Source organism: Pseudomonas sp. GW101-3H06 (genome assembly GCF_059424605.1).
The window spans coordinates 120597-143603 of sequence record NZ_JBWKZO010000001.1 but is presented as its reverse complement, the minus strand read 5'-3'; the positions used below and the strand labels follow the sequence as shown (position 1 = coordinate 143603).

The 23007-nt window shown below is 58.7% G+C and carries 23 protein-coding genes; 10 read left to right on the top strand and 13 right to left on the bottom strand.

Going from position 1 to position 23007, the window contains the following annotated elements; all coding sequences use genetic code 11:
* Position 1: 1 nt before the first annotated feature.
* Genes yidD through rpmH form a run of 3 tightly spaced genes read right to left on the bottom strand, consistent with a single transcriptional unit; the run spans position 2 to position 792 of the window.
* Positions 2 to 247: a membrane protein insertion efficiency factor YidD gene (gene yidD / locus AC07ZE_RS00720; RefSeq protein WP_010207715.1), complete on the bottom strand. Its 246-nt coding sequence runs from the start codon at positions 245 to 247 to the stop codon at positions 2 to 4.
* Complete coding sequence (gene rnpA, locus AC07ZE_RS00715; protein ID WP_197677877.1) at positions 240 to 641, bottom strand: ribonuclease P protein component; 402 nt, start codon at positions 639 to 641, stop codon at positions 240 to 242. Before rnpA ends, yidD begins: the two co-directional genes overlap by 8 nt.
* Before the next feature lie 16 nt (positions 642 to 657).
* The gene (gene rpmH, locus AC07ZE_RS00710) at positions 658 to 792 is read right to left on the bottom strand and encodes a 50S ribosomal protein L34 (protein ID WP_003213577.1); all 135 of its coding nucleotides are present in this window, start codon (positions 790 to 792) and stop codon (positions 658 to 660) included.
* A gap of 568 nt (positions 793 to 1360) precedes the next feature.
* Between rpmH and dnaA the strand changes: the two genes are divergently transcribed.
* Genes dnaA through gyrB form a run of 4 tightly spaced genes read left to right on the top strand, consistent with a single transcriptional unit; the run spans position 1361 to position 7580 of the window.
* Positions 1361 to 2890, top strand: coding sequence for a chromosomal replication initiator protein DnaA (gene dnaA, locus AC07ZE_RS00705; protein ID WP_207260041.1), 1530 nt, complete (start codon positions 1361 to 1363; stop codon positions 2888 to 2890).
* 39 nt (positions 2891 to 2929) lie between these two features.
* A complete protein-coding gene (gene dnaN, locus AC07ZE_RS00700; RefSeq protein WP_207260039.1) occupies positions 2930 to 4033 on the top strand; it encodes a DNA polymerase III subunit beta in 1104 nt (367 codons plus the stop codon).
* Between the two features lie 20 nt (positions 4034 to 4053).
* Positions 4054 to 5157 (top strand): DNA replication/repair protein RecF, encoded by a 1104-nt coding sequence (recF, locus tag AC07ZE_RS00695; protein ID WP_095194524.1) that lies wholly within the window; start codon positions 4054 to 4056, stop codon positions 5155 to 5157.
* Between the two features lie 5 nt (positions 5158 to 5162).
* A complete protein-coding gene (gyrB, locus tag AC07ZE_RS00690; RefSeq protein WP_207260037.1) occupies positions 5163 to 7580 on the top strand; it encodes a DNA topoisomerase (ATP-hydrolyzing) subunit B in 2418 nt (805 codons plus the stop codon).
* A 277-nt stretch (positions 7581 to 7857) separates the two neighbouring features.
* Here gyrB and AC07ZE_RS00685 read toward each other — a convergent pair whose 3' ends face one another.
* The 4 genes from AC07ZE_RS00685 to glyQ form a co-directional block, all read right to left on the bottom strand.
* Positions 7858 to 8637 carry a lysophospholipid acyltransferase family protein gene (locus AC07ZE_RS00685; protein WP_207260035.1) on the bottom strand — a complete coding sequence of 260 codons (780 nt, stop codon included), beginning with the start codon at positions 8635 to 8637 and terminating at the stop codon, positions 7858 to 7860.
* 66 nt (positions 8638 to 8703) lie between these two features.
* Entirely contained in the window at positions 8704 to 9237 is a 534-nt protein-coding gene (gmhB, locus tag AC07ZE_RS00680; RefSeq protein WP_095194522.1) for a D-glycero-beta-D-manno-heptose 1,7-bisphosphate 7-phosphatase, read from the bottom strand.
* A gap of 6 nt (positions 9238 to 9243) precedes the next feature.
* Positions 9244 to 11298, bottom strand: a complete 2055-nt coding sequence (gene glyS / locus AC07ZE_RS00675; RefSeq protein ID WP_207260034.1) for a glycine--tRNA ligase subunit beta — start codon at positions 11296 to 11298, stop codon at positions 9244 to 9246.
* Entirely contained in the window at positions 11295 to 12248 is a 954-nt protein-coding gene (gene glyQ / locus AC07ZE_RS00670; protein WP_003213601.1) for a glycine--tRNA ligase subunit alpha, read from the bottom strand. The genes glyS and glyQ overlap by 4 nt, the downstream gene beginning before the upstream one ends.
* An 81-nt stretch (positions 12249 to 12329) precedes the next feature.
* Here glyQ and tag point away from each other — a divergent pair, with 81 nt between their 5' ends.
* The 3 genes from tag to AC07ZE_RS00655 all read left to right on the top strand — a co-directional run bounded on the left by tag (position 12330) and on the right by AC07ZE_RS00655 (position 14127).
* Positions 12330 to 12887: a DNA-3-methyladenine glycosylase I gene (gene tag / locus AC07ZE_RS00665; protein WP_207260033.1), complete on the top strand. Its 558-nt coding sequence runs from the start codon at positions 12330 to 12332 to the stop codon at positions 12885 to 12887.
* A gap of 40 nt (positions 12888 to 12927) precedes the next feature.
* Positions 12928 to 13815 (top strand): lysophospholipid acyltransferase, encoded by an 888-nt coding sequence (locus AC07ZE_RS00660; protein WP_207260032.1) that lies wholly within the window; start codon positions 12928 to 12930, stop codon positions 13813 to 13815.
* 72 nt (positions 13816 to 13887) lie between these two features.
* Positions 13888 to 14127, top strand: a complete 240-nt coding sequence (locus AC07ZE_RS00655; RefSeq protein WP_207260031.1) for a PilZ domain-containing protein — start codon at positions 13888 to 13890, stop codon at positions 14125 to 14127.
* Here AC07ZE_RS00655 and AC07ZE_RS00650 read toward each other — a convergent pair whose 3' ends face one another.
* The 5 genes from AC07ZE_RS00650 to def form a co-directional block, all read right to left on the bottom strand.
* The gene (locus AC07ZE_RS00650) at positions 14128 to 14442 is read right to left on the bottom strand and encodes a tetratricopeptide repeat protein (protein ID WP_207260030.1); all 315 of its coding nucleotides are present in this window, start codon (positions 14440 to 14442) and stop codon (positions 14128 to 14130) included.
* Positions 14443 to 14604: 162 nt separating this feature from the next.
* Positions 14605 to 15978, bottom strand: coding sequence for a Trk system potassium transporter TrkA (trkA, locus tag AC07ZE_RS00645; protein ID WP_095194516.1), 1374 nt, complete (start codon positions 15976 to 15978; stop codon positions 14605 to 14607).
* Positions 15979 to 16000: 22 nt separating this feature from the next.
* On the bottom strand, positions 16001 to 17311 hold the full coding sequence (gene rsmB / locus AC07ZE_RS00640) for a 16S rRNA (cytosine(967)-C(5))-methyltransferase RsmB (protein ID WP_207260028.1): 1311 nt from the start codon (positions 17309 to 17311) through the stop codon (positions 16001 to 16003).
* On the bottom strand, positions 17308 to 18267 hold the full coding sequence (fmt, locus tag AC07ZE_RS00635) for a methionyl-tRNA formyltransferase (RefSeq protein ID WP_207260027.1): 960 nt from the start codon (positions 18265 to 18267) through the stop codon (positions 17308 to 17310). Before fmt ends, rsmB begins: the two co-directional genes overlap by 4 nt.
* Positions 18268 to 18337: 70 nt before the next feature.
* Positions 18338 to 18844: a peptide deformylase gene (def, locus tag AC07ZE_RS00630; RefSeq protein WP_207260025.1), complete on the bottom strand. Its 507-nt coding sequence runs from the start codon at positions 18842 to 18844 to the stop codon at positions 18338 to 18340.
* Positions 18845 to 19015: 171 nt separating this feature from the next.
* On the opposite strand from def, the gene AC07ZE_RS00625 reads away from it, so the two are divergent.
* From AC07ZE_RS00625 to tsaC, 3 genes are all read left to right on the top strand, one after another.
* Entirely contained in the window at positions 19016 to 20041 is a 1026-nt protein-coding gene (locus AC07ZE_RS00625; protein ID WP_207260023.1) for a LysM peptidoglycan-binding domain-containing protein, read from the top strand.
* Positions 20042 to 20122: 81 nt separating this feature from the next.
* Positions 20123 to 21226 (top strand): DNA-processing protein DprA, encoded by a 1104-nt coding sequence (gene dprA, locus AC07ZE_RS00620; protein WP_207260021.1) that lies wholly within the window; start codon positions 20123 to 20125, stop codon positions 21224 to 21226.
* 54 nt (positions 21227 to 21280) lie between these two features.
* Positions 21281 to 21838, top strand: a complete 558-nt coding sequence (gene tsaC, locus AC07ZE_RS00615) for an L-threonylcarbamoyladenylate synthase type 1 TsaC (RefSeq protein ID WP_096514110.1) — start codon at positions 21281 to 21283, stop codon at positions 21836 to 21838.
* Positions 21839 to 21954: 116 nt separating this feature from the next.
* Here tsaC and AC07ZE_RS00610 read toward each other — a convergent pair whose 3' ends face one another.
* A complete protein-coding gene (locus AC07ZE_RS00610; protein WP_207260019.1) occupies positions 21955 to 22932 on the bottom strand; it encodes an NADPH:quinone reductase in 978 nt (325 codons plus the stop codon).
* Positions 22933 to 23007: the final 75 nt, after the last annotated feature.

The window sequence follows — 23007 nt, the reverse complement described above, 5'->3', positions numbered from 1 at the left end:
ATTACTCGGCCATCGAAGAAGAACGGGAGGTAGGGATAGGTGGAACCGGGTCATAACCACCGGGATTCCACGGATGACAGCGACCTAAACGACGAAAGGTCAGCCAGCCACCGCGCAGAAGGCCATGATTTTCGATGGCTTCCAACGCGTAGCAGGAACAACTGGGGTAGAAACGACAGTGACTGGCCATCAGGGGACTAATGGCATAGCGGTAAAACTGGATCGGAACGAGGGCCAGTTTACGCATCTGGACTGTCTACCCCTACAGTTTCGGTTTTGACTGCTGGTACCGGCGTGCTACGTGCCAGACGCTTCCAGAGTTTGCCGAAATGCTGAATCAATTCGGGGTTTTCTACGTCACCCAAACCTTTGCGCGCGACGATAACAATGTCCCAGCCGACCAGTAAATCCTGGTTGAGGCGAAACGATTCGCGCATCAGACGTTTGAGGCGATTGCGCTCGACGGAGAGCTTTACGCTCTTTTTCCCGATTACCAGCCCGAGACGGGGGTGATCAAGATCGTTGTTGCGCGCAAGGAGCAGGAGATTTTTCCCCGGAACCTTGCCGGTAGGGGAGTCAAAGACTGCCTTGAAATGCCGGGGTGTAAGCAGACGCTTTTCCCGACTGAAGTCCTGACTCACCTCCAGTGCCGGATTATCAAACTGCCAGACGCGCACGACCTTTGGCGCGACGACGCGACAGGACGGCACGACCGTTCTTGGTAGCCATGCGAGCACGGAAACCGTGGGTACGAGCGCGTTTGATAGTGCTTGGTTGGAAAGTACGTTTCATTGTCGTGTTACCTGGTTCGTCCACAACGGGCCGGAATGGCCCCCGTTTTAAGAGACCGGGGATTCTAGAGAAAGCAAGCCTCTAGGTCAATTTCCAACCAACGTTTCCTTATAAATAGATCTCCAGAGCGTCTACCTGGACTCTGACCCTTTGCCAGATATAAAAATAAAGAAGGAAAGTATTTAAAGCTTTTCTGTAAAGCTTATAAAAGCTAGGGGCACATTCATCTGTGGATAACTGGCTTGAGCCCTTATGCCACGAGCTGTACAGGGAATGACAACTACGGTGGAAAACCGTGTTGAGCCTGTGCTGCACTGTCGGAAAACCTGTGTGTGAAAAGTCGTTTTATCCACAGGCGGGTTATCCACCGAGTTTCGCCCCCAGTTGTGCAATGCCCTCAAGCCGGGTTATCCACAGAGCTTATGCACAGACCATTGGTCGTCTTTTTTTCGTATAAACCGCTGATTCTTATTGGTCGATGCCCCACCTACGTGTGGATAAGTCGGCGTCTGATCGTTACAATGGCCGCTTGTTTTTGCCTCACCGGCTTTCAACTTAGGGGATATCCGTGTCAGTGGAACTTTGGCAGCAGTGCGTGGAGCTTTTGCGCGATGAGCTGCCTGCCCAACAATTCAACACTTGGATCCGTCCACTACAGGTCGAAGCCGAAGGCGACGAGTTGCGTGTCTACGCGCCCAATCGTTTTGTCCTGGACTGGGTCAACGAAAAGTACCTGGGTCGCGTCCTGGAATTGCTGGATGAGCATGGCAACGGGATGGCGCCAGCGCTTTCCTTATTAATAGGCAGCAAACGCAGCTCGGCACCGCGTGCCGCTCCGAATGCTCCACTGGCTGCCGCTGCCGCTGCTTCCCAAGTCCAGACAGCTTCGGCCCAGATCACTGCGCCGGCACCCGCACCGACAACGACTCAAACCAAGCGCGCAACGCAAAAAGTTGCCGAGGTAATTGAGGAAGAGCCGTCGCGGGACAGTTTCGACCCGATGGCAGGGGCCAGCTCGCAGCAGGCTCCGGTTCGGGCGGAACAACGTACTGTGCAGGTGGAAGGCGCGCTCAAGCACACCAGCTACCTGAACCGCACCTTCACCTTTGAAAACTTCGTTGAGGGTAAATCCAACCAACTGGCCCGGGCGGCGGCCTGGCAGGTCGCGGATAACCCCAAACATGGCTATAACCCACTCTTCCTTTATGGTGGCGTAGGTTTGGGTAAAACCCACTTGATGCATGCTGTGGGTAACCATCTATTAAAGAAGAATCCGAATGCCAAGGTTGTTTACCTGCATTCCGAGCGCTTCGTGGCGGACATGGTCAAGGCTTTGCAGCTGAATGCGATCAACGAATTCAAACGTTTCTACCGCTCGGTGGATGCTTTGCTTATCGACGACATTCAGTTCTTTGCTCGCAAGGAACGCTCTCAGGAAGAGTTTTTCCACACCTTCAATGCCCTGCTTGAAGGTGGCCAGCAAGTCATTCTCACCAGTGACCGCTACCCAAAAGAAATCGAAGGCCTTGAAGAACGCCTGAAATCCCGCTTCGGCTGGGGCCTGACGGTAGCTGTCGAGCCGCCTGAGCTGGAAACCCGCGTGGCAATCCTGATGAAAAAGGCAGACCAGGCCAAAGTCGAGCTGCCCCACGACGCCGCGTTTTTCATAGCCCAGCGCATTCGCTCCAACGTCCGTGAACTTGAAGGGGCGCTCAAACGTGTGATCGCTCATTCTCACTTCATGGGCCGCGACATCACCATCGAGTTGATTCGCGAATCCTTGAAGGATCTGTTGGCGCTGCAAGATAAACTGGTCTCTGTGGATAACATTCAGCGTACCGTCGCCGAGTACTACAAGATCAAGATCTCCGACTTGCTGTCCAAACGCCGTTCGCGTTCAGTCGCCCGTCCACGTCAGGTCGCCATGGCGTTGTCCAAGGAACTGACCAACCACAGCCTGCCGGAAATTGGTGACGTGTTTGGCGGACGTGACCACACGACGGTTTTGCACGCCTGTCGCAAGATCAACGAACTTAAGGAATCCGACGCGGACATCCGCGAGGACTACAAGAACCTGCTGCGTACACTGACCACTTGATGAACACCAGCGCAGCTAATTAAGGCAAGGGACTAGACCATGCATTTCACCATTCAACGCGAAGCCCTGTTGAAACCCCTGCAACTGGTCGCAGGCGTCGTTGAGCGCCGACAGACCTTGCCGGTGCTCTCAAACGTGCTGCTGGTTGTCGAAGGCCAGCAATTGTCGCTGACCGGTACTGACCTGGAAGTCGAGCTGGTCGGTCGTGTTCAACTCGAAGAGCCCGCAGAACCAGGTTCCATCACTGTGCCTGCGCGCAAGCTGATGGATATCTGCAAAAGCTTGCCGAACGATGCGCTGATCGACATCAAGGTCGACGAGCAAAAGCTTGTGGTGAAAGCCGGTCGTAGCCGTTTCACCTTGTCGACTCTCCCGGCCAATGATTTCCCGACGGTAGAAGAAGGCCCGGGCTCTCTGACCTGCAGCCTTGAGCAAAGCAAGCTGCGTCGCTTGATCGAGCGAACCAGCTTTGCCATGGCCCAACAGGATGTGCGCTACTACCTTAACGGCATGTTGCTGGAAGTCTCGGCCGGTGTGATTCGGGCCGTGGCCACCGACGGTCACCGCCTGGCCATGTGTTCGATGCAGGCTGATATCGGCCAACCGGATCGCCATCAGGTCATCGTGCCACGCAAAGGCATTCTGGAACTGGCGCGTCTGCTGACCGAACCGGACGGCAACGTCAGTATCGTTCTGGGCCAGCATCACATACGCGCTACCACCGGTGAATTTACGTTCACCTCGAAATTGGTCGACGGTAAGTTCCCGGATTACGAGCGCGTGCTGCCCAAGGGCGGTGACAAGCTGGTACTGGGTGATCGTCAGGCATTGCGCGAAGCTTTCAGCCGAACCGCGATTCTGTCCAACGAGAAATACCGGGGCATCCGTCTGCAACTGGCCAATGGTCAACTGAAGATCCAGGCGAACAACCCGGAGCAAGAGGAAGCGGAAGAAGAAGTGGGTGTGGAGTACAACGGTGGCTCCCTGGAGATCGGTTTCAACGTGAGCTACCTGCTCGACGTACTGGGCGTGATGACCACCGAGCAAGTTCGTCTGATCCTGTCCGACTCCAACAGCAGCGCGCTGGTGCAAGAGTCCGACAATGACGACTCGGCCTACGTAGTCATGCCGATGCGTCTGTAATCATGCTCAGCAGAAGCTAGATGTCCTTAAGTCGCGTCTCGGTCACCGCGGTGCGCAATTTGCACCCGGTGACCTTCTCCCCTTCTCCCAGAATCAATATTCTTTACGGCGCCAACGGCAGCGGCAAAACCAGTGTTCTGGAAGCCATCCACCTGCTGGGGCTTGCCCGTTCGTTCCGTAGCACCCGTCTGTTACCAGTCATTCAGTACGAGCAATTGGCATGCACAGTGTTCGGCCAAGTTGAGCTGGCTGAAGGTGGACATAGCGCACTCGGTATATCGCGTGACCGCCAGGGGGAGTTTCAAATCCGTATCGATGGGCAAAACGCTCGCAGTGCTGCGCAGCTGGCGGAAATCCTCCCCTTGCAGTTGATCAACCCCGACAGTTTTCGCCTGCTGGAAGGTGCACCAAAGATTCGCCGACAGTTCCTCGACTGGGGTGTGTTCCACGTGGAACCACGGTTCATGTCCACTTGGCAGCGTTTGCAGAAGGCCCTGCGCCAGAGAAACTCTTGGCTGCGGCATGGTACACTTGACGCCGTTTCACAAGCGGTTTGGGACAGGGAACTGTGCCAGGCCAGCGCTGAAATTGATGAATACCGCCGCGCTTATATCAAAGCCTTGAAGCCAGTCTTTGAACAGACCTTGAGCGAACTGGTTGAGCTCGAAGGCTTGACGCTCAGCTATTACCGAGGTTGGGACAAGGACCGTGAGCTGAGCGCTGTGCTCGCCGGTTCCCTTCAACGGGATCAGCAGATGGGGCATACCCAGGCCGGACCGCAACGCGCAGATTTGCGTCTCAGATTAGGCGCACACAATGCCGCGGACATCTTGTCTCGCGGACAGCAGAAGTTGGTGGTTTGCGCATTACGGATTGCTCAAGGGCATCTGGTCAGCCAGATTCGCCGCGGTCAGTGTATTTATCTGGTGGATGACTTGCCGTCCGAACTGGACGAGCACCACCGTCGCGCGCTTTGCCGCTTGTTGGAAGACTTACGCTGCCAGGTGTTTATCACCTGTGTAGATCACGAATTATTGAGGGAAGGCTGGCAGACGGAAACGCCAGTCGCTCTGTTCCACGTGGAACAGGGCCGTATCACCCAGACCCACGACCATCGGGAGTGAAGGCATTGAGCGAAGAAAATACGTACGACTCAACGAGCATTAAAGTGCTGAAAGGCCTGGATGCCGTACGCAAACGTCCCGGTATGTACATTGGCGACACCGATGATGGTAGCGGTCTGCACCACATGGTGTTCGAGGTGGTTGATAACTCGATCGACGAAGCGCTGGCCGGCCATTGCGACGACATCAGCATCATCATCCACCCGGATGAATCCATCACCGTCCGCGACAACGGCCGTGGTATCCCGGTAGACGTGCACAAAGAAGAAGGCGTATCGGCAGCCGAGGTCATCATGACCGTGCTGCACGCCGGCGGTAAGTTCGACGACAACTCCTACAAGGTTTCCGGTGGCCTGCACGGTGTAGGTGTTTCGGTGGTGAACGCCTTGTCTGAGGAACTGGTCCTGACCGTTCGCCGTAGCGGCAAGATCTGGGAACAGACCTACGTGCACGGTGTTCCGCAGGAGCCGATGAAAATTGTCGGCGACAGCGAAACCACCGGTACCCAAATTCACTTCAAGGCTTCCAGCGAAACCTTCAAGAACATCCACTTCAGCTGGGACATCCTGGCCAAGCGGATTCGTGAACTGTCCTTCCTCAACTCCGGTGTCGGCATCGTCCTCAAGGATGAGCGCAGCGGCAAGGAAGAACTGTTCAAATACGAAGGTGGCCTGCGTGCGTTCGTTGAATACCTGAACACCAACAAGACCCCGGTCAACCAGGTGTTCCACTTCAACATCCAGCGTGAAGACGGCATCGGCGTTGAAATCGCCCTGCAGTGGAACGACAGCTTCAACGAGAACCTGTTGTGCTTCACCAACAACATTCCTCAGCGCGATGGCGGTACTCACCTTGTGGGTTTCCGTTCCGCGCTGACGCGTAACCTGAACACCTACATCGAAGCCGAAGGTCTGGCGAAGAAGCACAAGGTCGCGACCACCGGTGACGATGCCCGTGAAGGCTTGACAGCAATCATTTCGGTGAAGGTGCCGGATCCGAAGTTCAGCTCCCAGACCAAAGACAAGCTGGTTTCTTCCGAAGTGAAGACCGCGGTCGAACAGGAAATGGGTAAGTACTTCTCCGACTTCCTGCTGGAAAACCCGAACGAAGCCAAGCTGGTCGTCGGCAAGATGATCGACGCTGCTCGTGCCCGTGAAGCGGCGCGCAAGGCACGTGAGATGACCCGCCGCAAAGGCGCCCTGGACATCGCCGGCCTGCCGGGCAAACTGGCTGACTGCCAGGAAAAGGACCCTGCCCTTTCCGAACTGTACCTCGTGGAAGGTGACTCTGCTGGTGGCTCCGCCAAGCAGGGCCGTAACCGTAAGACTCAGGCGATTCTGCCGCTCAAGGGTAAAATCCTGAACGTCGAGAAGGCGCGTTTTGACAAGATGATCTCTTCCCAGGAAGTGGGCACCTTGATCACTGCGCTGGGTTGCGGCATCGGTCGCGAAGAGTACAACATCGACAAGCTGCGTTATCACAACATCATCATCATGACCGATGCTGACGTCGACGGTTCGCACATCCGCACCCTGTTGCTGACCTTCTTCTTCCGTCAGCTGCCGGAGCTGATCGAGCGTGGCTACATCTATATCGCCCAGCCACCGCTGTACAAGGTCAAGAAAGGCAAGCAAGAGCAATACATCAAAGACGACGACGCCATGGAAGAGTACATGACGCAGTCGGCCCTGGAAGACGCAAGCCTGCACCTGAACGAAGATGCACCGGGTATTTCCGGCGAAGCGCTTGAGCGCCTGGTGAATGACTTCCGTCTGGTGATGAAGACCCTCAAGCGCCTGTCGCGCCTGTACCCGCAGGAACTGACCGAGCACTTCATCTACCTGCCGGCCGTCAGCCTGGAGCAACTGTCCGATCACGCAGCGATGCAGAATTGGCTGGCCCAGTACGAAGTGCGTCTGCGTACCGTCGAGAAGTCGGGCCTGGTGTACAAGGCCAGCCTGCGCGAAGACCGCGAACGTAATGTCTGGCTCCCGGAGGTTGAACTGATCTCCCACGGCCTATCGAACTACGTCACGTTCAACCGCGACTTCTTCGGCAGCAATGACTACAAAACTGTCGTTTCCCTTGGGGCTCAGTTGAGCACCTTGCTGGACGAAGGCGCGTACATCCAGCGTGGCGAGCGCAAGAAGGCGGTCACCGAGTTCAAGGAAGCCCTGGACTGGCTGATGGCTGAAAGCACCAAGCGTCACACCATCCAGCGATATAAAGGGCTGGGTGAGATGAACCCGGACCAGCTGTGGGAAACCACCATGGACCCAAGCGTTCGCCGGATGCTCAAAGTGACGATCGAAGACGCCATTGGCGCCGACCAGATCTTCAACACCCTGATGGGGGATGCGGTTGAACCTCGCCGTGACTTCATCGAAAGCAATGCCCTGGCGGTTTCCAACCTGGACTTCTGATTCAGCTCGCCCCGCCAAATAAAAAAGGCCAACGTTCAAGCGTTGGCCTTTTTTATGGTGTGCAAGTGCCGCAATTTGGTTTGCACTTCTCGATGGAAACGGTCAAAACACAGGTATAAAAAAACCGGCTATATCAGCCGGTTTTTTTGCGCCCGAAAAAAACTTATGCACGTTTTTCAGAAATTTATCTGTTTATAAAATATCTATAAAAATTAGTAGGTTAGGATCGTTCGACACCACTTTTCTCAAGAACGGTGCACAGGTTATCCACAAAAACTCAAACAGCCACCTGATCGTTGGAAACCGGAGCTTGCGGCGTCGGTGGCAGGGAGCCCATTTCCCGTTGCATCTGCTCATTCCAGGCTTGGACCCGGTCGTTCAAATCGGCAATGGCCCGCGGTCCGCTACCCTCGGCATACATCGGAGCGCCGATGATCACGGTAATCACACCCTGCTTCTTTGCCCAACCGGTCTTGGGCCAGAACTTGCCGGCATTGTGCGCGATGGGCAGCACCGGCAACTCTGCATTGACCGCCAGCGCGGTCCCGCCCCGGGAAAATTTACCGATGGTGCCATAAGGAACACGCGTGCCTTCGGGGAAGATCAGTACCCAGACGTTGTCCTTGAGCAGCTCGTCGCCCTTCTTCGCCACATGCTTGAGGGCGGCTTTTGGATTGTCACGGTCGATGGCGATCGGACGCAGCATGGCCATGGCCCAGCCAAAGAACGGCACATACAACAGCTCACGTTTGAGCACCTGGCTCAACGGTTCGAAATACGCCGAGAGAAAGAACGTTTCCCAAGTGCTCTGGTGGTTCGATTGAATCACGCAGGGCCGCTCAGGCACGTTTTCGGCGCCTTTCACTTCGTAGCGGATGCCGAGGAATACCTTGCTCAGCCACAAGGCGCAGCGGCACCAGTACACGTTGATGAAACGATAGCGCGCCTTGAACGGGAGAAAGGGCGCGATAAAAAAGCTCAGGCTGCACCACAGCAAAGAGCTGGTACCCAGCAGCAGGTAAAAGAGGAAGGTTCTGATGGCCTGCAGTATCGACATGGCGACGTTTACCGTTACGGGCACTGCCCGACTGTTCAAGCGCACTCCCGAACTGTCGAAAGCGCTCTAATTGTGGATAAGTTCTGCGGCAATCGCCGCCAGATCATCGAAAATCAATGTGCCTGCCGGTAGGGTCTTGCCCAAAGTCTTTTCGCCTTTCCCGGTCTTTACCAAAACTGGCTGAGAATCGACGGCTTTGGCGGCTTCCAGGTCACCGAGGCTATCGCCGACGAACCATAGATCAGTCAGCGACACGTTGTAATGTGCGGCGATGTTTTTCAACATCCCGGGTTTTGGCTTGCGGCAATCGCAACCGTCGTCCGGCCCGTGAGGGCAATAGACGATCAGCCCGACTTCACCACCCTGCTGCGCCACCAGCGAGCGCAGGCGCTCGTGCATGGCATCCAGGGTGGCAATGTCGTAATAGCCGCGAGCGATGCCCGACTGGTTGGTAGCGACCGCTACCGTCCAGCCGGCTTTGCTCAACTGCGCGATGGCTTCGATCGAACCGGGAAGTGGAATCCACTCCTCCACCGACTTGATGTAAGCGTCGGAGTCATAGTTGATTACCCCGTCCCGATCGAGAATCAGCAGTTTCAAACAGACTTACCCCAGCAACGAAATATCGGCGACGCCGAGGAACAAGCCACGCAGACGCGCCAGCAGCGCATAGCGGTTGGCGCGGACCTTGGCATCTTCAGCGTTGACCATCACCGCTTCGAAGAACGCATCCACCGGTTCACGCAGGGCGGCCAGACGTGCCAGCGATTCGCTGTACTGACGTGCCGCAGCCATTGGCTGAACGGCCTGGTCTGCCTGCTGAATCGCCGAGTACAGGGAGAACTCATTGGCATTGTCGAAGTACTTGGCTTCCACGACTGTCGGCACGGAGCCTTCGACCTTGCTCAGCAGGTTCGACACACGCTTGTTCACGGCGGCCAAGGCCGCGGCTTCCGGCAATTTGCGGAACGCTTCCACCGCTTGTACACGCTGGTCGAAGTCCAGGGCAGAACCCGGCTTAAGGGCGCGTACCGACAGGTAAGTCGCGACATCAACCCCTTCGTCTTCGTAACGCGCACGCAGGCGGTCGAAGATGAACTCCAGCACCGCGTCGTTGAGGCCTGCTGCCTTGACCTTGGCGCCAAATGCATTCACCGCGAAAGCCACGGCGTCGTTCAGATCCAGATCCAGTTGTTTCTCGATCAGGATGCGCAGCACACCAAGTGCGGCACGGCGCAGGGCGTACGGGTCTTTACTGCCGGTAGGCAGCATGCCGATGCCGAAGATGCCGACCAGTGTATCGAGCTTGTCGGCGATGGCCACGGCCGCACCGGTCAGGGTGGCCGGCAGTTCAGCGCCGGCACCGCGCGGCATGTACTGCTCGTTCAGGGCCAGTGCGACATCTTCCGGCTCGCCATCGTTGAGGGCGTAGTAGTAACCGGCGACACCTTGCATCTCCGGGAACTCGCCAACCATTTCGGTCGCCAGGTCGCACTTGGACAGCAAGCCCGCACGAGCGGCCCAGGAGGCGTTGCCGCCAATACGCGCAGCGATGTAAGCGGCGAGTTTGGAAACACGTTCGGCCTTGTCATAAACGCTGCCGAGTTTTTCCTGGAACACCACGTTTTGCAGGCGCTGGTTGAAGTCTTCGAGTTTCTGCTTCTTGTCTTGCTTGAAGAAGAACTCGGCGTCGGTCAGGCGTGGGCGAACCACTTTCTCGTTACCGGCGATGATCTGCTGCGGGTCCTTGCTCTCGATGTTGGCCACGGTAATGAAACGTGGCAGCAACTTGCCGTCGACATCCAGCAGACAGAAGTACTTCTGGTTGTCTTGCATGGTGGTGATCAGGGCTTCTTGGGGTACATCGAGGAAGCGTTCTTCGAATGAGCACACCAGCGGCACTGGCCACTCGACCAGCGCGGTCACTTCGTCGAGCAGGTCCGGTGGCACGATGGCGGTGCCTTCCTGGCGGGTTGCCAGCTCTTCGGTGCGCTTGCTGATGATCTCGCGACGCTCGTTGGCATCGGCCAACACGTAAGCGGCACGCAGATCGGCCAGGTAGCTGGACGGCGAACCGATACGCACGCTTTCCGGGTGGTGGAAGCGGTGACCACGGGAGTCGCGACCGGCCTTCTGGGCGAGGATGGTGCAATCGATGACCTGGTCACCGAGCAGCATCACCAGCCATTGGGTCGGGCGAACGAATTCTTCCTTGCGCGCGCCCCAGCGCATGCGCTTGGGAATCGGCAGGTCGTTCAGCGAATCTTCGACGATGGTCGGCAGCAGGCTCGCGGTCGGCTTGCCGGCGATGTTTTGGCTGTAGCGCAGTTTCGGGCCGCTCTGATCGATTTCGCTCAGGTCGACGCCGCACTTCTTGGCAAAGCCCAGTGCCGCTTGAGTCGGATTACCTTCGGCATCGAAGGCGGCCTGGCGTGGCGGGCCATCCAGGTTGATGCTCCGATCCGGCTGCTGGGTGGCCAGCGAGGTGATCAGCACGGCCAGGCGACGTGGCGCCGCGTAAACGGTTTTGGTCTCGTAGTTCAGGCCGGCGGCTTGCAGGCCCTTGTCGATACCGGCAAGGAACGCCTCGGCCAGGGTGTTCAGGGCTTTGGGTGGCAGTTCTTCAGTGCCCAGTTCAACCAGAAAATCCAGAGCACTCATTGTGCAGCCTCCAGCTTGGCCAGTACTTCGTCACGCAGGTCCGGGGTCGCCATCGGGAAGCCCAGCTTGGCGCGCGCCAGCAGGTAGGCTTGCGCAACGGAACGCGCCAGGGTGCGAACACGCAGGATGTATTGCTGACGCGCAGTCACGGAAATCGCCCGGCGCGCATCCAGCAGGTTGAAAGTATGGGAAGCCTTCAACACCATTTCGTAGCTCGGCAACGGCAGCGGCTGGTCGAGTTCGATCAGGCGCTTGGCTTCGCTTTCATAGAAATCGAACAGTTCGAACAGCTTCTCGACGTTGGCGTGCTCGAAGTTGTAGGTCGACTGCTCCACTTCGTTCTGGTGGAACACATCGCCGTAGGTCACTTTGCCGAATGGACCGTCAGCCCAGACCAGGTCGTAGACCGAGTCCACGCCTTGCAGGTACATGGCCAGGCGTTCCAGACCATAAGTGATCTCGCCGGTTACCGGATAGCACTCGATGCCGCCCGCTTGCTGGAAGTAAGTGAACTGTGTCACTTCCATGCCGTTGAGCCAGACTTCCCAGCCCAGACCCCAGGCACCGAGGGTCGGCGACTCCCAGTTGTCTTCGACGAAGCGGATGTCATGCACCAATGGGTCCAGGCCCACGTGCTTGAGGGAGCCCAGGTACAATTCCTGGAAGTTGTCCGGGTTCGGCTTCAGGACAACCTGGAACTGATAGTAGTGCTGCAGACGGTTCGGGTTTTCGCCGTAGCGGCCGTCAGTCGGGCGACGACTTGGCTGTACATAAGCGGCGTTCCAGGTTTCCGGGCCAATGGCGCGCAGGAATGTAGCGGTGTGGAAAGTGCCGGCGCCTACTTCCATATCGTAGGGCTGAAGTACCACACAACCTTGCTCGGCCCAGTATTGCTGGAGGGCGAGGATCAAGTCTTGGAAGGTACGCACGGCTGGCGTAGGCTGGCTCACGAAATTCACCTGTTTCTTGGGCTGCGATTTAAAGAGCGGGAGTATACCCGATTCATTGCTGCGCACGCCCCCTGGAGCCTTATGCCACGCTGCTTTTGGTGTTCCGAAGATCCGCTGTACATGGCTTATCACGATCAGGAGTGGGGCACGCCGCTACGCGATGCGCAGGGTTTGTTCGAGTTGCTTTTGCTTGAAGGGTTCCAGGCCGGCCTTTCCTGGATCACCGTGTTGCGCAAACGCGAGCACTATCGCCAGGTGATGTATGGCTTCGACGTGCAACGTGTGGCGCAGATGAGCGACGCTGAAATCGAAGAATTGATGCTCGATCCCGGCATCATCCGCAATCGCCTCAAGCTCAATGCTGCCCGGCGCAATGCCCAGGCCTGGCTGGTGCTGGAAGACCCGGTGGCGTTTCTCTGGTCCTTTGTCGGGGATGTACCGAAGATCAATCATTTCAAGGATCGCAGCGAAGTGCCGGCCGTCACACCCGAGGCGGTGGAGATGAGCAAAGGCTTGAAAAAAGCCGGCTTCACTTTTGTGGGTCCGACCATTTGTTATGCGTTGATGCAGGCTTCGGGCATGGTCATGGATCACACGCAGGATTGCGATCGCTACGCGATGCTGGCCAACGGCGGTTAGAATAGCCGCCTCGCGCACAGCACAAGATCAGGAGTGACCTGTGGATAAGTTTAAAGGCGCCTTGCTGGTAGGCGCTCTGCGGCTGTTTGCCCTGCTCCCTTGGCGGGCAGTGCAGGCTGTCGGCTCGGCGATTGGCTGGGTGATGTGGAAAACCCCCAACCGCTCCCGCGACGTGGTGCGGATCAACCTCTCCAAATGCTTTCCGGACATGGACCCCGCCGAACGCGAGCGTCTGGTCGGCCAGAGCCTGAAAGATATCGGCAAGTCCCTGACTGAAAGCGCCTGCGCCTGGATCTGGCCGGCCCAGCGTTCCATCGACCTGGTGCGCGAAGTCGAAGGTCTCGACGTGTTGAAGGACGCCCTCGCCTCAGGCAAAGGCGTCGTTGGCATCACCAGTCACCTGGGCAACTGGGAAGTGCTCAACCATTTCTATTGCAGCCAGTGCAAACCCATCATTTTCTATCGCCCGCCAAAATTGAAGGCGGTGGATGAATTGCTGCAAAAGCAGCGCGTACAACTGGGCAACAAGGTGGCTGCGTCCACCAAGGAAGGCATCCTCAGCGTCATCAAGGAAGTGCGCAAAGGTGGTGCAGTGGGCATTCCCGCTGACCCGGAACCGGCCGAATCCGCCGGGATCTTCGTGCCGTTCTTCGCCACTCAGGCGCTGACCAGTAAATTCGTACCGAACATGCTCGCCGGCGGCAAAGCGGTCGGTGTGTTCCTGCATGCGCTGCGGCTACCGGACGGTTCGGGGTACAAGGTGATACTGGAGGCTGCGCCAGAGGCCATGTACAGCACCGATACCGCAACGTCCTGTGCCGCGATGAGCCAGGTGGTAGAGCGCTATGTGCGGGCCTATCCGAGTCAATACATGTGGAGCATGAAGCGCTTCAAGAAGCGTCCTGCGGGTGAGGAGCGCTGGTACTGAGTCGGTTGGCATGATCTGTGGATAACCTCGGTGTCGGGGTTATCCACAACCGTTCATTCAAGGGCGCAGAAGATGTCCGAACAACGCAAATCATTTCGCATCAAGATTACTCACGAAAGCTTCGGCGAATGCCTGGGCCAGACGCGCAACCTGTCGACCACGGGGGTCTACGTCAAGCATCCGGCATTATCGACGCTGCCTAGAGGCGCAGTGGTTTACGGGCAAGTTCAGGACTTACCCACAGGTGCGCCGCGGGTGCGCATGGAAGTGGTACAAGTCGATGCCGAGGGTATTGGCCTGCGCTACCTCTGATCAGTGCGCTTGACGATCGAGCTTCTTCAAAAACACCGTCATTTCCTTCTCGGCCTGCTTGTCGCCATGGTTTCGAGCGGCTTCCAGGCCTTTCTCCCAGGCGTCACGCGCAGCGGCATAATCCGCCAGCGCCAGATGCGCCTTGCCCAATAGCTTCCAGGCGGCCGAATACTTCGGATCGATCTCGACGCAGCGCTGAAAATGTTCCACAGCCTTGGCGCTCTCCCCCAGATCCAGATAACCCTTGCCCAGGCCGAAGCGCAGCAATGCGTTATCCACACCCTTGGCGAGCATTTTTTCCAGGGATTCAATCATGGTGGATTCCTTATTCGGGTGTATCAGGAAAGGATCTGATTTCGGTGAGGCCGCCTTCGCGAGCAGGCTCGCCCCCACAGTTGATCTTCAGTGACCACAAATGTTGTGTACAGCCGAAAACCCTGTGGGAGCGAGCCTGCTCGCGAAGAGGCCAGCGCCGGCTCAGAAAAAGCTAAGCCCCACATGGAACAGCTTTTCCACATCGCGAATATGCTTTTTATCCACAAGGAACAGAATCACATGGTCACCCGCCGCGATCACCGTGTCATCGTGGGCGATGATCACTTCTTCGTCGCGGATGATCGCGCCGATGGTGGTGCCCGGCGGCAGGCCGATATTCTCGATGGACTTGCCGATGACCTTGCTCGATTTGGCATCGCCGTGGGCAATCGCCTCAATGGCTTCCGCCGCGCCCCGTCGCAGTGAGTGCACGCTGACGATATCGCCACGCCGCACGTGAGCCAGCAGAGTACCGATGGTTGCCAGTTGCGGGCTGATGGCGATGTCGATGTCACCGCCCTGGATCAGATCGACGTAGGCCGGGTTGTTGATGATGGTCATCACCTTCTTCGCGCCCAGGCGCTTGGCCAGCAGCGACGACATGATGTTGGCTTCGTCGTCGTTGGTCAGGGCCAGGAAGATATCGGCGTCGGCGATGTTCTCTTCCAGCAGCAGGTCGCGGTCCGAGGCACTGCCTTGAAGCACGACGGTGCTGTTGAGGTTGTCCGAGAGATGTCGGCAACGCGCCGGGTTCATCTCGATGATCTTCACCTGGTAACGGCTTTCGATGGCCTCGGCCAGGCGTTCACCGATCTGCCCGCCACCGGCGATGACGATGCGTTTGTAAGTCTCGTCGAGACGGCGCATTTCACTCATGACCGCGCGAATGTTCGCCCGGGCGGCGATGAAAAACACTTCGTCATCCGCCTCGATCACCGTATCGCCCTGGGGCAGGATCGGCCGGTCACGACGGAAAATCGCCGCGACGCGGGTTTCGACGTTCGGCATGTGTTCGCGCAGCTGCCGCAGTTGCTGGCCCACCAGCGGCCCGCCGTAGTAGGCCCGCACGGCGACGAGCTGTGCCTTGCCTTCTGCGAAGTCGATCACCTGCAAGGCGCCCGGATGCTGGATCAGGCGCTTGATGTAGTTGGTGACCACTTGCTCCGGGCTGATCAGCACGTCCACGGGGATGGCTTCGTTATCGAACAATTCGTCGCGGGTCAGGTACGCGGCTTCGCGGACCCGGGCGATCTTGGTGGGCGTGTGGAACAGGGTGTGGGCGACCTGGCAGGCCACCATGTTGGTTTCGTCACTGCTGGTCACGGCGACCAGCATGTCGGCATCGTCTGCCCCGGCCTGGCGCAGAATGGTCGGCAGCGAGCCGCGACCTTGTACCGTGCGGATGTCCAGGCGGTCGCCAAGGTCGCGCAGGCGTTCGCCGTCGGTGTCTACCACCGTGATGTCATTGGCTTCGCTGGCCAGGTGTTCTGCCAGCGAACCGCCGACTTGCCCCGCACCGAGGATGATGATTTTCATCCAGTCACTCCATTGAATCCGTTTAACCGCGCGCGGCGGCGATCTTGATCAGCTTGGCGTAATAGAACCCGTCATGCCCGCCTTCCCGGGCCAGCAACTGGCGACCATGGGGCTGCTTGATTCCCGCCGCGGTAGCCAGGTCCAGCTCGCGGGCACCGGGGGTGCGGTTGAGGAACGACTCAATGACTTCGGTGTTCTCGGTCGGCAATGTCGAGCATGTGGCGTAGAGCAGAATGCCGCCAACCTCCAGGGTTTTCCACATGGCGTCGAGCAGCTCGCCTTGCAGCATCGCCAGCGCGGCAATGTCATCCGGTTGGCGGGTCAGCTTGATGTCCGGGTGACGACGAATCACGCCGGTGGCCGAACACGGTGCATCCAGCAGGATGCGCTGGAATGGTTTGCCGTCCCACCAGGTTTGAGTGTCGCGGCCGTCGGCAGCGATCAGCTCGGCGCTCAAGCCCAGGCGTTCGAGGTTTTCCCGCACCCGAACCAGGCGCTTGGCTTCCAGGTCCACCGCCACCACGCCGGCCAGTGCCGGCTCGGCTTCGAGGATATGACAGGTCTTGCCGCCCGGTGCACAGCAGGCGTCCAACACCCGTTGGCCCGGGGCCAGATCAAGCAGATCGGCCGCCAATTGTGCCGCTTCATCCTGCACACTGATCCAGCCTTCGGCAAAACCCGGCAGGCTGCGCACGTCGGCGGCCGCGTCTAGGATGATGCCGTCCCGACTGTAAACGCAGGGGTTGGCGGCGATGCCGGCCTGGCTCAGCAATTCCAGATAGGCATCGCGTGTTTGATGGCGACGGTTGACCCGCAAAATCATCGGTGGGTGCGCGTTGTTCGCCGCGCAAATCGCTTCCCACTGCTCGGGCCAGAAGGCTTTCAGGGATTTCTGCAGCCAGCGCGGGTGGGCGGTGCGTACCACCGGATCATGCTCGAGCTCGGCCAGCAACGCTTCACTTTCCCTTTGAGCGCGGCGCAGTACGGCGTTGAGCAAGGCTTTGGCCCAGGGCTTTTTCAGCTTGTCGGCACAACCGACAGTTTCGCCGATGGCGGCGTGGGCCGGGACGCGGGTGTAGAGCAATTGGTAGAGGCCGACCAGCAGCAGCGCTTCGACATCGGCGTCGGCCGCCTTGAAGGGTTTCTGCAGCAGCTTGGCCGCCAGCGCCGACAAGCGTGGTTGCCAGCGCGCGGTGCCGAACGCCAGGTCCTGGGTGAAGCCGCGGTCGCGGTCCTCGACCTTGTCCATTTGTGTCGGCAGTGAACTGTTGAGTGAGGCTTTTCCGCTAAGAACAGCAGCCAGTGCCTTGGCGGCGGCCAGACGTGGATTCATTGAACGTCCGCCGTTTGACCCAGCACGGTACCAGTGGCGAATTTCTCGCGACGGCTGTTGAACAGGTCGCTGAAGCTCAGTGCCTTGCCGCCGGGCAATTGCAGACGGGTCAGGCACAAAGCCTGTTCACCGCAGGCGACGATCAGGCCGTCCTTACTGGCGCCAAGGATCTCCCCCGGAGCGCCCTTGCCTTCAGCCAGATTCGCGGCCAGGACTTTCAGGGCTTCGCCGTTCAGCGTGCTGTGAGTGATCGGCCACGGGTTGAAGGCCCGGACCAGACGCTCCAGCTCAACGGCCGGGCGGCTCCAGTCGATGCGGGCTTCGTCCTTGTTCAATTTGTGCGCGTAGGTGGCGAGGCTGTCGTCCTGCACTTCACCTTCCAGTGTTCCGGCGGCGAGACCGGCAATCGCTTGCACCACCGCTGGTGGACCCATTGCGGCCAGGCGGTCGTGGAGGCTGCCGCCGGTGTCTTCAGCGCTGATCGGCGTGGTGACTTTCAACAGCATCGGTCCGGTGTCCAGGCCAGCTTCCATGCGCATCACGGTTACGCCACTTTCGCGGTCACCCGCTTCGACGGCGCGCTGGATCGGCGCTGCACCGCGCCAGCGAGGCAGCAGGGAGGCATGGCTGTTGATGCAACCCAGGCGCGGAATATCCAGCACTGCTTGCGGCAGGATCAGGCCGTAGGCGACCACCACCATCAAGTCCGGTTTCAGCGCGGCCAATTCGGCCTGAGCGTCTTCGTTACGCAGTGTTGGCGGTTGCAGCACCGGGATGTTGTGCTCCAGCGCCAGCTGCTTGACCGGGCTCGGCATCAATTTCTGCCCACGACCTGCCGGGCGATCCGGTTGGGTGTAGACCGCGACGATCTCGTAAGGGCTGTCGAGCAGCGCCTTGAGGTGTTCGGCGGCGAATTCCGGGGTGCCGGCAAAGACAATGCGCAATGGCTCGGTCATGGGTGGCTCTCTATTGCAAAGCTTCTTGAAAAGAAAAAGGCTTGCCGCAGCAAGCCTTTGAAGATGGGCATCAGGCGTTCTGGCGATGAAGCTTTTCCAGTTTCTTCTTGATGCGGTCGCGTTTGAGCGTGGACAGGTAATCGACGAACAATTTGCCGTTGAGGTGGTCGCATTCATGCTGGATGCACACAGCGAGCAAGTCATCGGCGATCAGTTCGTAAGGCTTGCCGTCGCGGTCCAGCGCCTTGACCTTGACCCGTTGCGGACGATCGACGTTTTCGTAGAAGCCCGGTACCGAAAGGCAGCCTTCCTGGTACTGGCCCATCTCGTCGGTCAGAGGTTCGAGCTCGGGGTTGATGAACACTCGCGGCTCGGTGCGGTCTTCGGAAAGGTCCATCACGACGATACGTTTATGTACGTTGACCTGGGTCGCGGCGAGGCCGATGCCTGGTGCCTCATACATTGTTTCAAACATGTCATCGACCAACTGACGCACTTCGTCGTCCACTACGGCCACCGGTTTGGCGATGGTGCGCAGGCGCGAGTCAGGGAATTCGAGGATGTTCAAAATGGCCATAAGCTTGATGACTGCACGTGTGAAGTAAGGTCGGGTCGGTGGCCTGGTGAGTCCGAAGAGGCAGGCTACCTTTGTGAAACGTAGCTCCCTTCTCTTCATAAGCAAGCCGGGAGCGAGCCACTGACGGCTCTGGCGTTTCACGCGAACGTACATAATAAAGGGATTCACCGCATGAGGAAATCACTACTCGCCTTGCTGCTTCTGGTCGCTACCGGTCTGGCCCACGGGCAAGTGCAACTCAGGGAAGGTTTTCCACAGCAATACACCGTGGCATCGGGGGACACACTCTGGGACATCTCGGGAAAATTCCTTTGTGAGCCGTGGCAATGGCCGCAGCTGTGGCAAGCCAATCCGCAAATCGACAACCCCAACCTGATCTACCCCGGCGATACGCTTTCGCTGGTCTACGTCAACGGTCAACCACGCCTGACCCTCAATCGCGGGGCCTCCCGAGGCACCATCAAACTCTCGCCACGGGTGCGCAGCAGTCCGGTGGCTGACGCGATTCCGAGCATTCCTCTGAAATCGATCAACAGTTTTCTGTTGAGCAACCGCATCGTCGACAAGGTCGAGGATTTCGACAAGGCGCCGTACATCGTCGCCGGTGATGCCGAGCGCGTGCTCAGCGGCATTGGCGATCGTATCTTCGCCCGCGGCCACTTTGACCCGGCGCAACCGGTCTTCGGCATCTTCCGTCAGGGCAAGGTCTACACCGATCCGCAGACGCGGGAGTTTCTGGGGATCAACGCCGACGACATCGGCGGCGGCGAAATCATCGCCACCGAAGGTGACGTCGCCACGCTGGCGTTGCAGCGCACCACCCAGGAAGTGCGCCTCGGTGATCGTTTGTTCAGCGGTGAGGAGCGTTCGATCAATTCGACCTTCATGCCCAGCGCCCCCGGCACCGACATCAACGGCCTGATCATTGATGTGCCGCGCGGGGTCACCCAGATCGGCGCACTGGACGTGGTCACGCTGAACAAGGGCCGACGCGATGGCCTGGCCGAAGGCAATGTGTTGGTGGTGATGAAGACTGGGGAAACCGTGCGTGACCGGATCACTGGCCAGCCGCTGAAAATTCCGGATGAACGCGCCGGTCTGCTGATGGTTTTCCGTACCTACGACAAGCTCAGCTACGGGCTGGTACTCAACGCGTCGCGTTCCCTGGCGGTGATGGACAAGGTGCGAAATCCGTAAACTGGCTTCACAAGTTACCAACAGAGTTATCCACAGCTTATTCCCGCTTGGACGGGTGCTTATAACGATCAAGGATGATCCATGTCGCAGTCAGCTTTTACACCGGTTTCACCCGCGGAACTGGAAGCTCGTTTACGCCTGCATCGATTGCCGGAACTCGGTCCGGCGCGATTCAGGAAGTTGCTGGAGGCCTTCGGTTCAGCGTCAAAAGCCATCAGCGCTCCGGCCAGCGCCTGGCGTGCGCTGGGCTTGCCATCGGCCTGTTCCGAGGCTCGACGATGCTCGCAGGTCCGCGATGGCGCAAGCCATGCGCTGGCCTGGCTAGAGCGTCCGGCCCAGCATTTATTGATGTGGGACCAGCCTGACTACCCGGCGCTGCTGGCGCAAATCAGCGATGCACCGCCATTATTGTTCGTCGCAGGCGATCTCGACATTCTGGAAAAACCGCAACTGGCGATGGTGGGCAGTCGTCGCGCATCAAGGCCAGGCATGGACACGGCTGCTGCGTTCTCCCGCACTCTGGCCGGAGCTGGATTCGTCATCACCAGCGGTCTGGCCCTGGGCATCGACGCCGCTGCGCATCAGGCCGCACTGGACGTTGGCGGGCAAACCATCGGAGTGCTCGGCACCGGGCTGGAAAAGTTTTATCCACAGCGCAATCGGCGGCTGGCCGATGCGATGATCGCCTCGGGCAGCGCAGTACTTTCCGAGTTCCCGCTGGACGCGGGCCCGACGGCCAGCAATTTCCCACGACGCAATCGAATCATCAGCGGTTTGTCCCTCGGTGTGTTGGTGGTCGAGGCCAGCGTTGCCAGTGGTTCCTTGATCACCGCGAGGCTGGCGGCGGAACAAGGGCGCGAGGTCTATGCCATTCCAGGGTCGATCCACCATCCCGGCGCCAAGGGTTGTCACCAGTTGATCCGCGACGGCGCGGTGCTTGTGGAAACCGTCGAACATATCCTCGAAGCCTTGCGTGGCTGGCAACAGCTGCCGTTATCCAGAGACGAGCCGGCGAAAGCCATCCATCCTTTGCTGAAGTTACTCCACGCTGCGCCTTACACCAGTGAAGCGCTGGCCGACGCCATCGGTTGGACCTTGCCCAATGTGCTGGTGGCGCTGACTGAACTGGAAATGGAGGGCCGCGCAGTCTGCGAAAACGGGCGCTGGTTTGTGCGGGTGAGCTAGGTTTTATAAGGAAGATCGGTAAACTGCACAGAGCCTTATTCTGGAGCGTTTTTCATGGTCAACAGTTGGCGTGTGCAACAAGCCGCACGAGCCGTTCGCGCAGGGGCGGTAATTGCCTACCCAACCGAAGCCGTCTGGGGTCTGGGTTGCGACCCGTGGGACGAAGAGGCAGTGGACCGATTGTTGCTGATCAAGGGTCGGTCTGTGGATAAGGGCCTGATTCTGGTCGCGGATAACATTCGCCAGTTCGACTTCCTGTTCGAAGACTTCCCCGAATTGTGGATGGACCGCATGGCCAGCACCTGGCCGGGGCCGAACACTTGGCTGGTACCGCATCAGAATCTGTTGCCGCAGTGGATTACCGGCGTGCATGAAACGGTGGCCCTGCGGGTCAGCGATCACCCACAAGTACGGGATTTGTGTGCCCTCGTCGGGCCGTTGGTGTCGACCTCTGCCAACCCGCAGGGCCGGCCGGCGGCGCGCACGCGGATTCGCGTCGAGCAGTATTTCCGTGGGCAGGTTGATCTGGTGCTGGGCGGGAATCTGGGCGGGCGCAAGAACCCGAGCGTGATTCGTGATTTGGCAACCGGGCATGTTGTGCGCCCGGATTAATACCGAGGTGTGGCCATTCGCGAGCAGGCTCGCTCCCACAGTAGATCTTCAGGGAACACAGAATGGGTGTTCGACAACGATCAAATGTGGGAGCGAGCCTGCTCGCGAAAGCGTCCTTAAGGCAACAGAACCACCGATCCCGTCGTACGCCGCGCCGACAATTCAGCCTGCGCCTTCGCCGCTTCCGCCAGTGGATAACGTTGGCTGATGTCCACCTTCAGCTTGCCGCTGATGATCATCTCGAACAGCTCATCAGCCATACGCTGCAGGTTTTGCGCGTTATTGGCATAAGTCCCCAGGGTCGGCCGGGTGACGTACAGCGAACCTTTCGCCGCCAGAATTCCCAGATTCACACCATCCACCGCGCCCGAAGCGTTGCCGAAACTCACCACCAGCCCCCGTGGCGCGACGCTGTCCAGAGAGGTCAACCAAGTGTCCTTGCCGACGCCGTCATACACCACCGGGACTTTTTTGCCGTCAGTCAATTCCAGCACACGCTGCGCAACGTTTTCATGGCTGTAGTCGATGGTCGCCCAGGCACCATTGGCCTTGGCCAGCGCGGCTTTTTCCGCCGAACTCACCGTACCGATCAACTTCACGCCCAAGGCCTTGGCCCATTGACAGGCCAGGGAACCCACGCCGCCAGCCGCAGCGTGGAATAGAATGGTTTCGCCACCCTTGAGTTCATAGGTCTGACGCAACAGGTACTGCACCGTCAGGCCTTTGAGCATGACCCCGGCGGCCTGTTCGAAGCTGATGGCATCCGGAAGGTGGACCAGATTGGCCTCGGGCAAGACATGCACGTCGCTATAGGCGCCCAATGGGCCGCTACCGTAAGCCACGCGATCACCCACCTTGAACCGGGTAACTTCGCTGCCGACCGCTTCAACCACGCCCGCGCCTTCCGACCCCACACCTGATGGCAGGGACGGTGGCGGATAGAGACCGCTTCGGTAATAGGTGTCGATGAAGTTCAGGCCGATGGCCTTGTTGCTGACGCGGACCTGCTGAGGGCCGGGCTCGGTGGGTTGGTAATCCACATACTCGAGTACTTCGGGGCCGCCATGGGCACGGAACTGGATACGCTTTGCCATCTGCACTCTCCTGAGGTCGCTTTACCAAGCGCCCTATCGAACGCCTAAGCTTGATCTTCGTCAACTGCGACGAGC

Excerpts from the sequence above, each read along its gene's own strand:
- AC07ZE_RS00655 (WP_207260031.1), top strand. The coding sequence starts at position 13,888 with ATGTCCGAACAACGCAAATCATTTCGCATCAAGATTACTCACGAAAGC.
- yidD (WP_010207715.1), bottom strand. The coding sequence starts at position 247 with ATGCGTAAACTGGCCCTCGTTCCGATCCAGTTTTACCGCTATGCCATT.
- AC07ZE_RS00685 (WP_207260035.1), bottom strand. The coding sequence starts at position 8,637 with ATGTCGATACTGCAGGCCATCAGAACCTTCCTCTTTTACCTGCTGCTG.
- AC07ZE_RS00625 (WP_207260023.1), top strand. The coding sequence starts at position 19,016 with ATGAGGAAATCACTACTCGCCTTGCTGCTTCTGGTCGCTACCGGTCTG.
- fmt (WP_207260027.1), bottom strand. The coding sequence starts at position 18,267 with ATGACCGAGCCATTGCGCATTGTCTTTGCCGGCACCCCGGAATTCGCC.
- tag (WP_207260033.1), top strand. The coding sequence starts at position 12,330 with ATGCCACGCTGCTTTTGGTGTTCCGAAGATCCGCTGTACATGGCTTAT.
- dnaN (WP_207260039.1), top strand. The coding sequence starts at position 2,930 with ATGCATTTCACCATTCAACGCGAAGCCCTGTTGAAACCCCTGCAACTG.
- tsaC (WP_096514110.1), top strand. The coding sequence starts at position 21,281 with ATGGTCAACAGTTGGCGTGTGCAACAAGCCGCACGAGCCGTTCGCGCA.
- AC07ZE_RS00610 (WP_207260019.1), bottom strand. The coding sequence starts at position 22,932 with ATGGCAAAGCGTATCCAGTTCCGTGCCCATGGCGGCCCCGAAGTACTC.
- trkA (WP_095194516.1), bottom strand. The coding sequence starts at position 15,978 with ATGAAAATCATCATCCTCGGTGCGGGGCAAGTCGGCGGTTCGCTGGCA.
- rsmB (WP_207260028.1), bottom strand. The coding sequence starts at position 17,311 with ATGAATCCACGTCTGGCCGCCGCCAAGGCACTGGCTGCTGTTCTTAGC.
- glyS (WP_207260034.1), bottom strand. The coding sequence starts at position 11,298 with ATGAGTGCTCTGGATTTTCTGGTTGAACTGGGCACTGAAGAACTGCCA.
- AC07ZE_RS00650 (WP_207260030.1), bottom strand. The coding sequence starts at position 14,442 with ATGATTGAATCCCTGGAAAAAATGCTCGCCAAGGGTGTGGATAACGCA.
- recF (WP_095194524.1), top strand. The coding sequence starts at position 4,054 with ATGTCCTTAAGTCGCGTCTCGGTCACCGCGGTGCGCAATTTGCACCCG.
- dprA (WP_207260021.1), top strand. The coding sequence starts at position 20,123 with ATGTCGCAGTCAGCTTTTACACCGGTTTCACCCGCGGAACTGGAAGCT.
- def (WP_207260025.1), bottom strand. The coding sequence starts at position 18,844 with ATGGCCATTTTGAACATCCTCGAATTCCCTGACTCGCGCCTGCGCACC.
- rpmH (WP_003213577.1), bottom strand. The coding sequence starts at position 792 with ATGAAACGTACTTTCCAACCAAGCACTATCAAACGCGCTCGTACCCAC.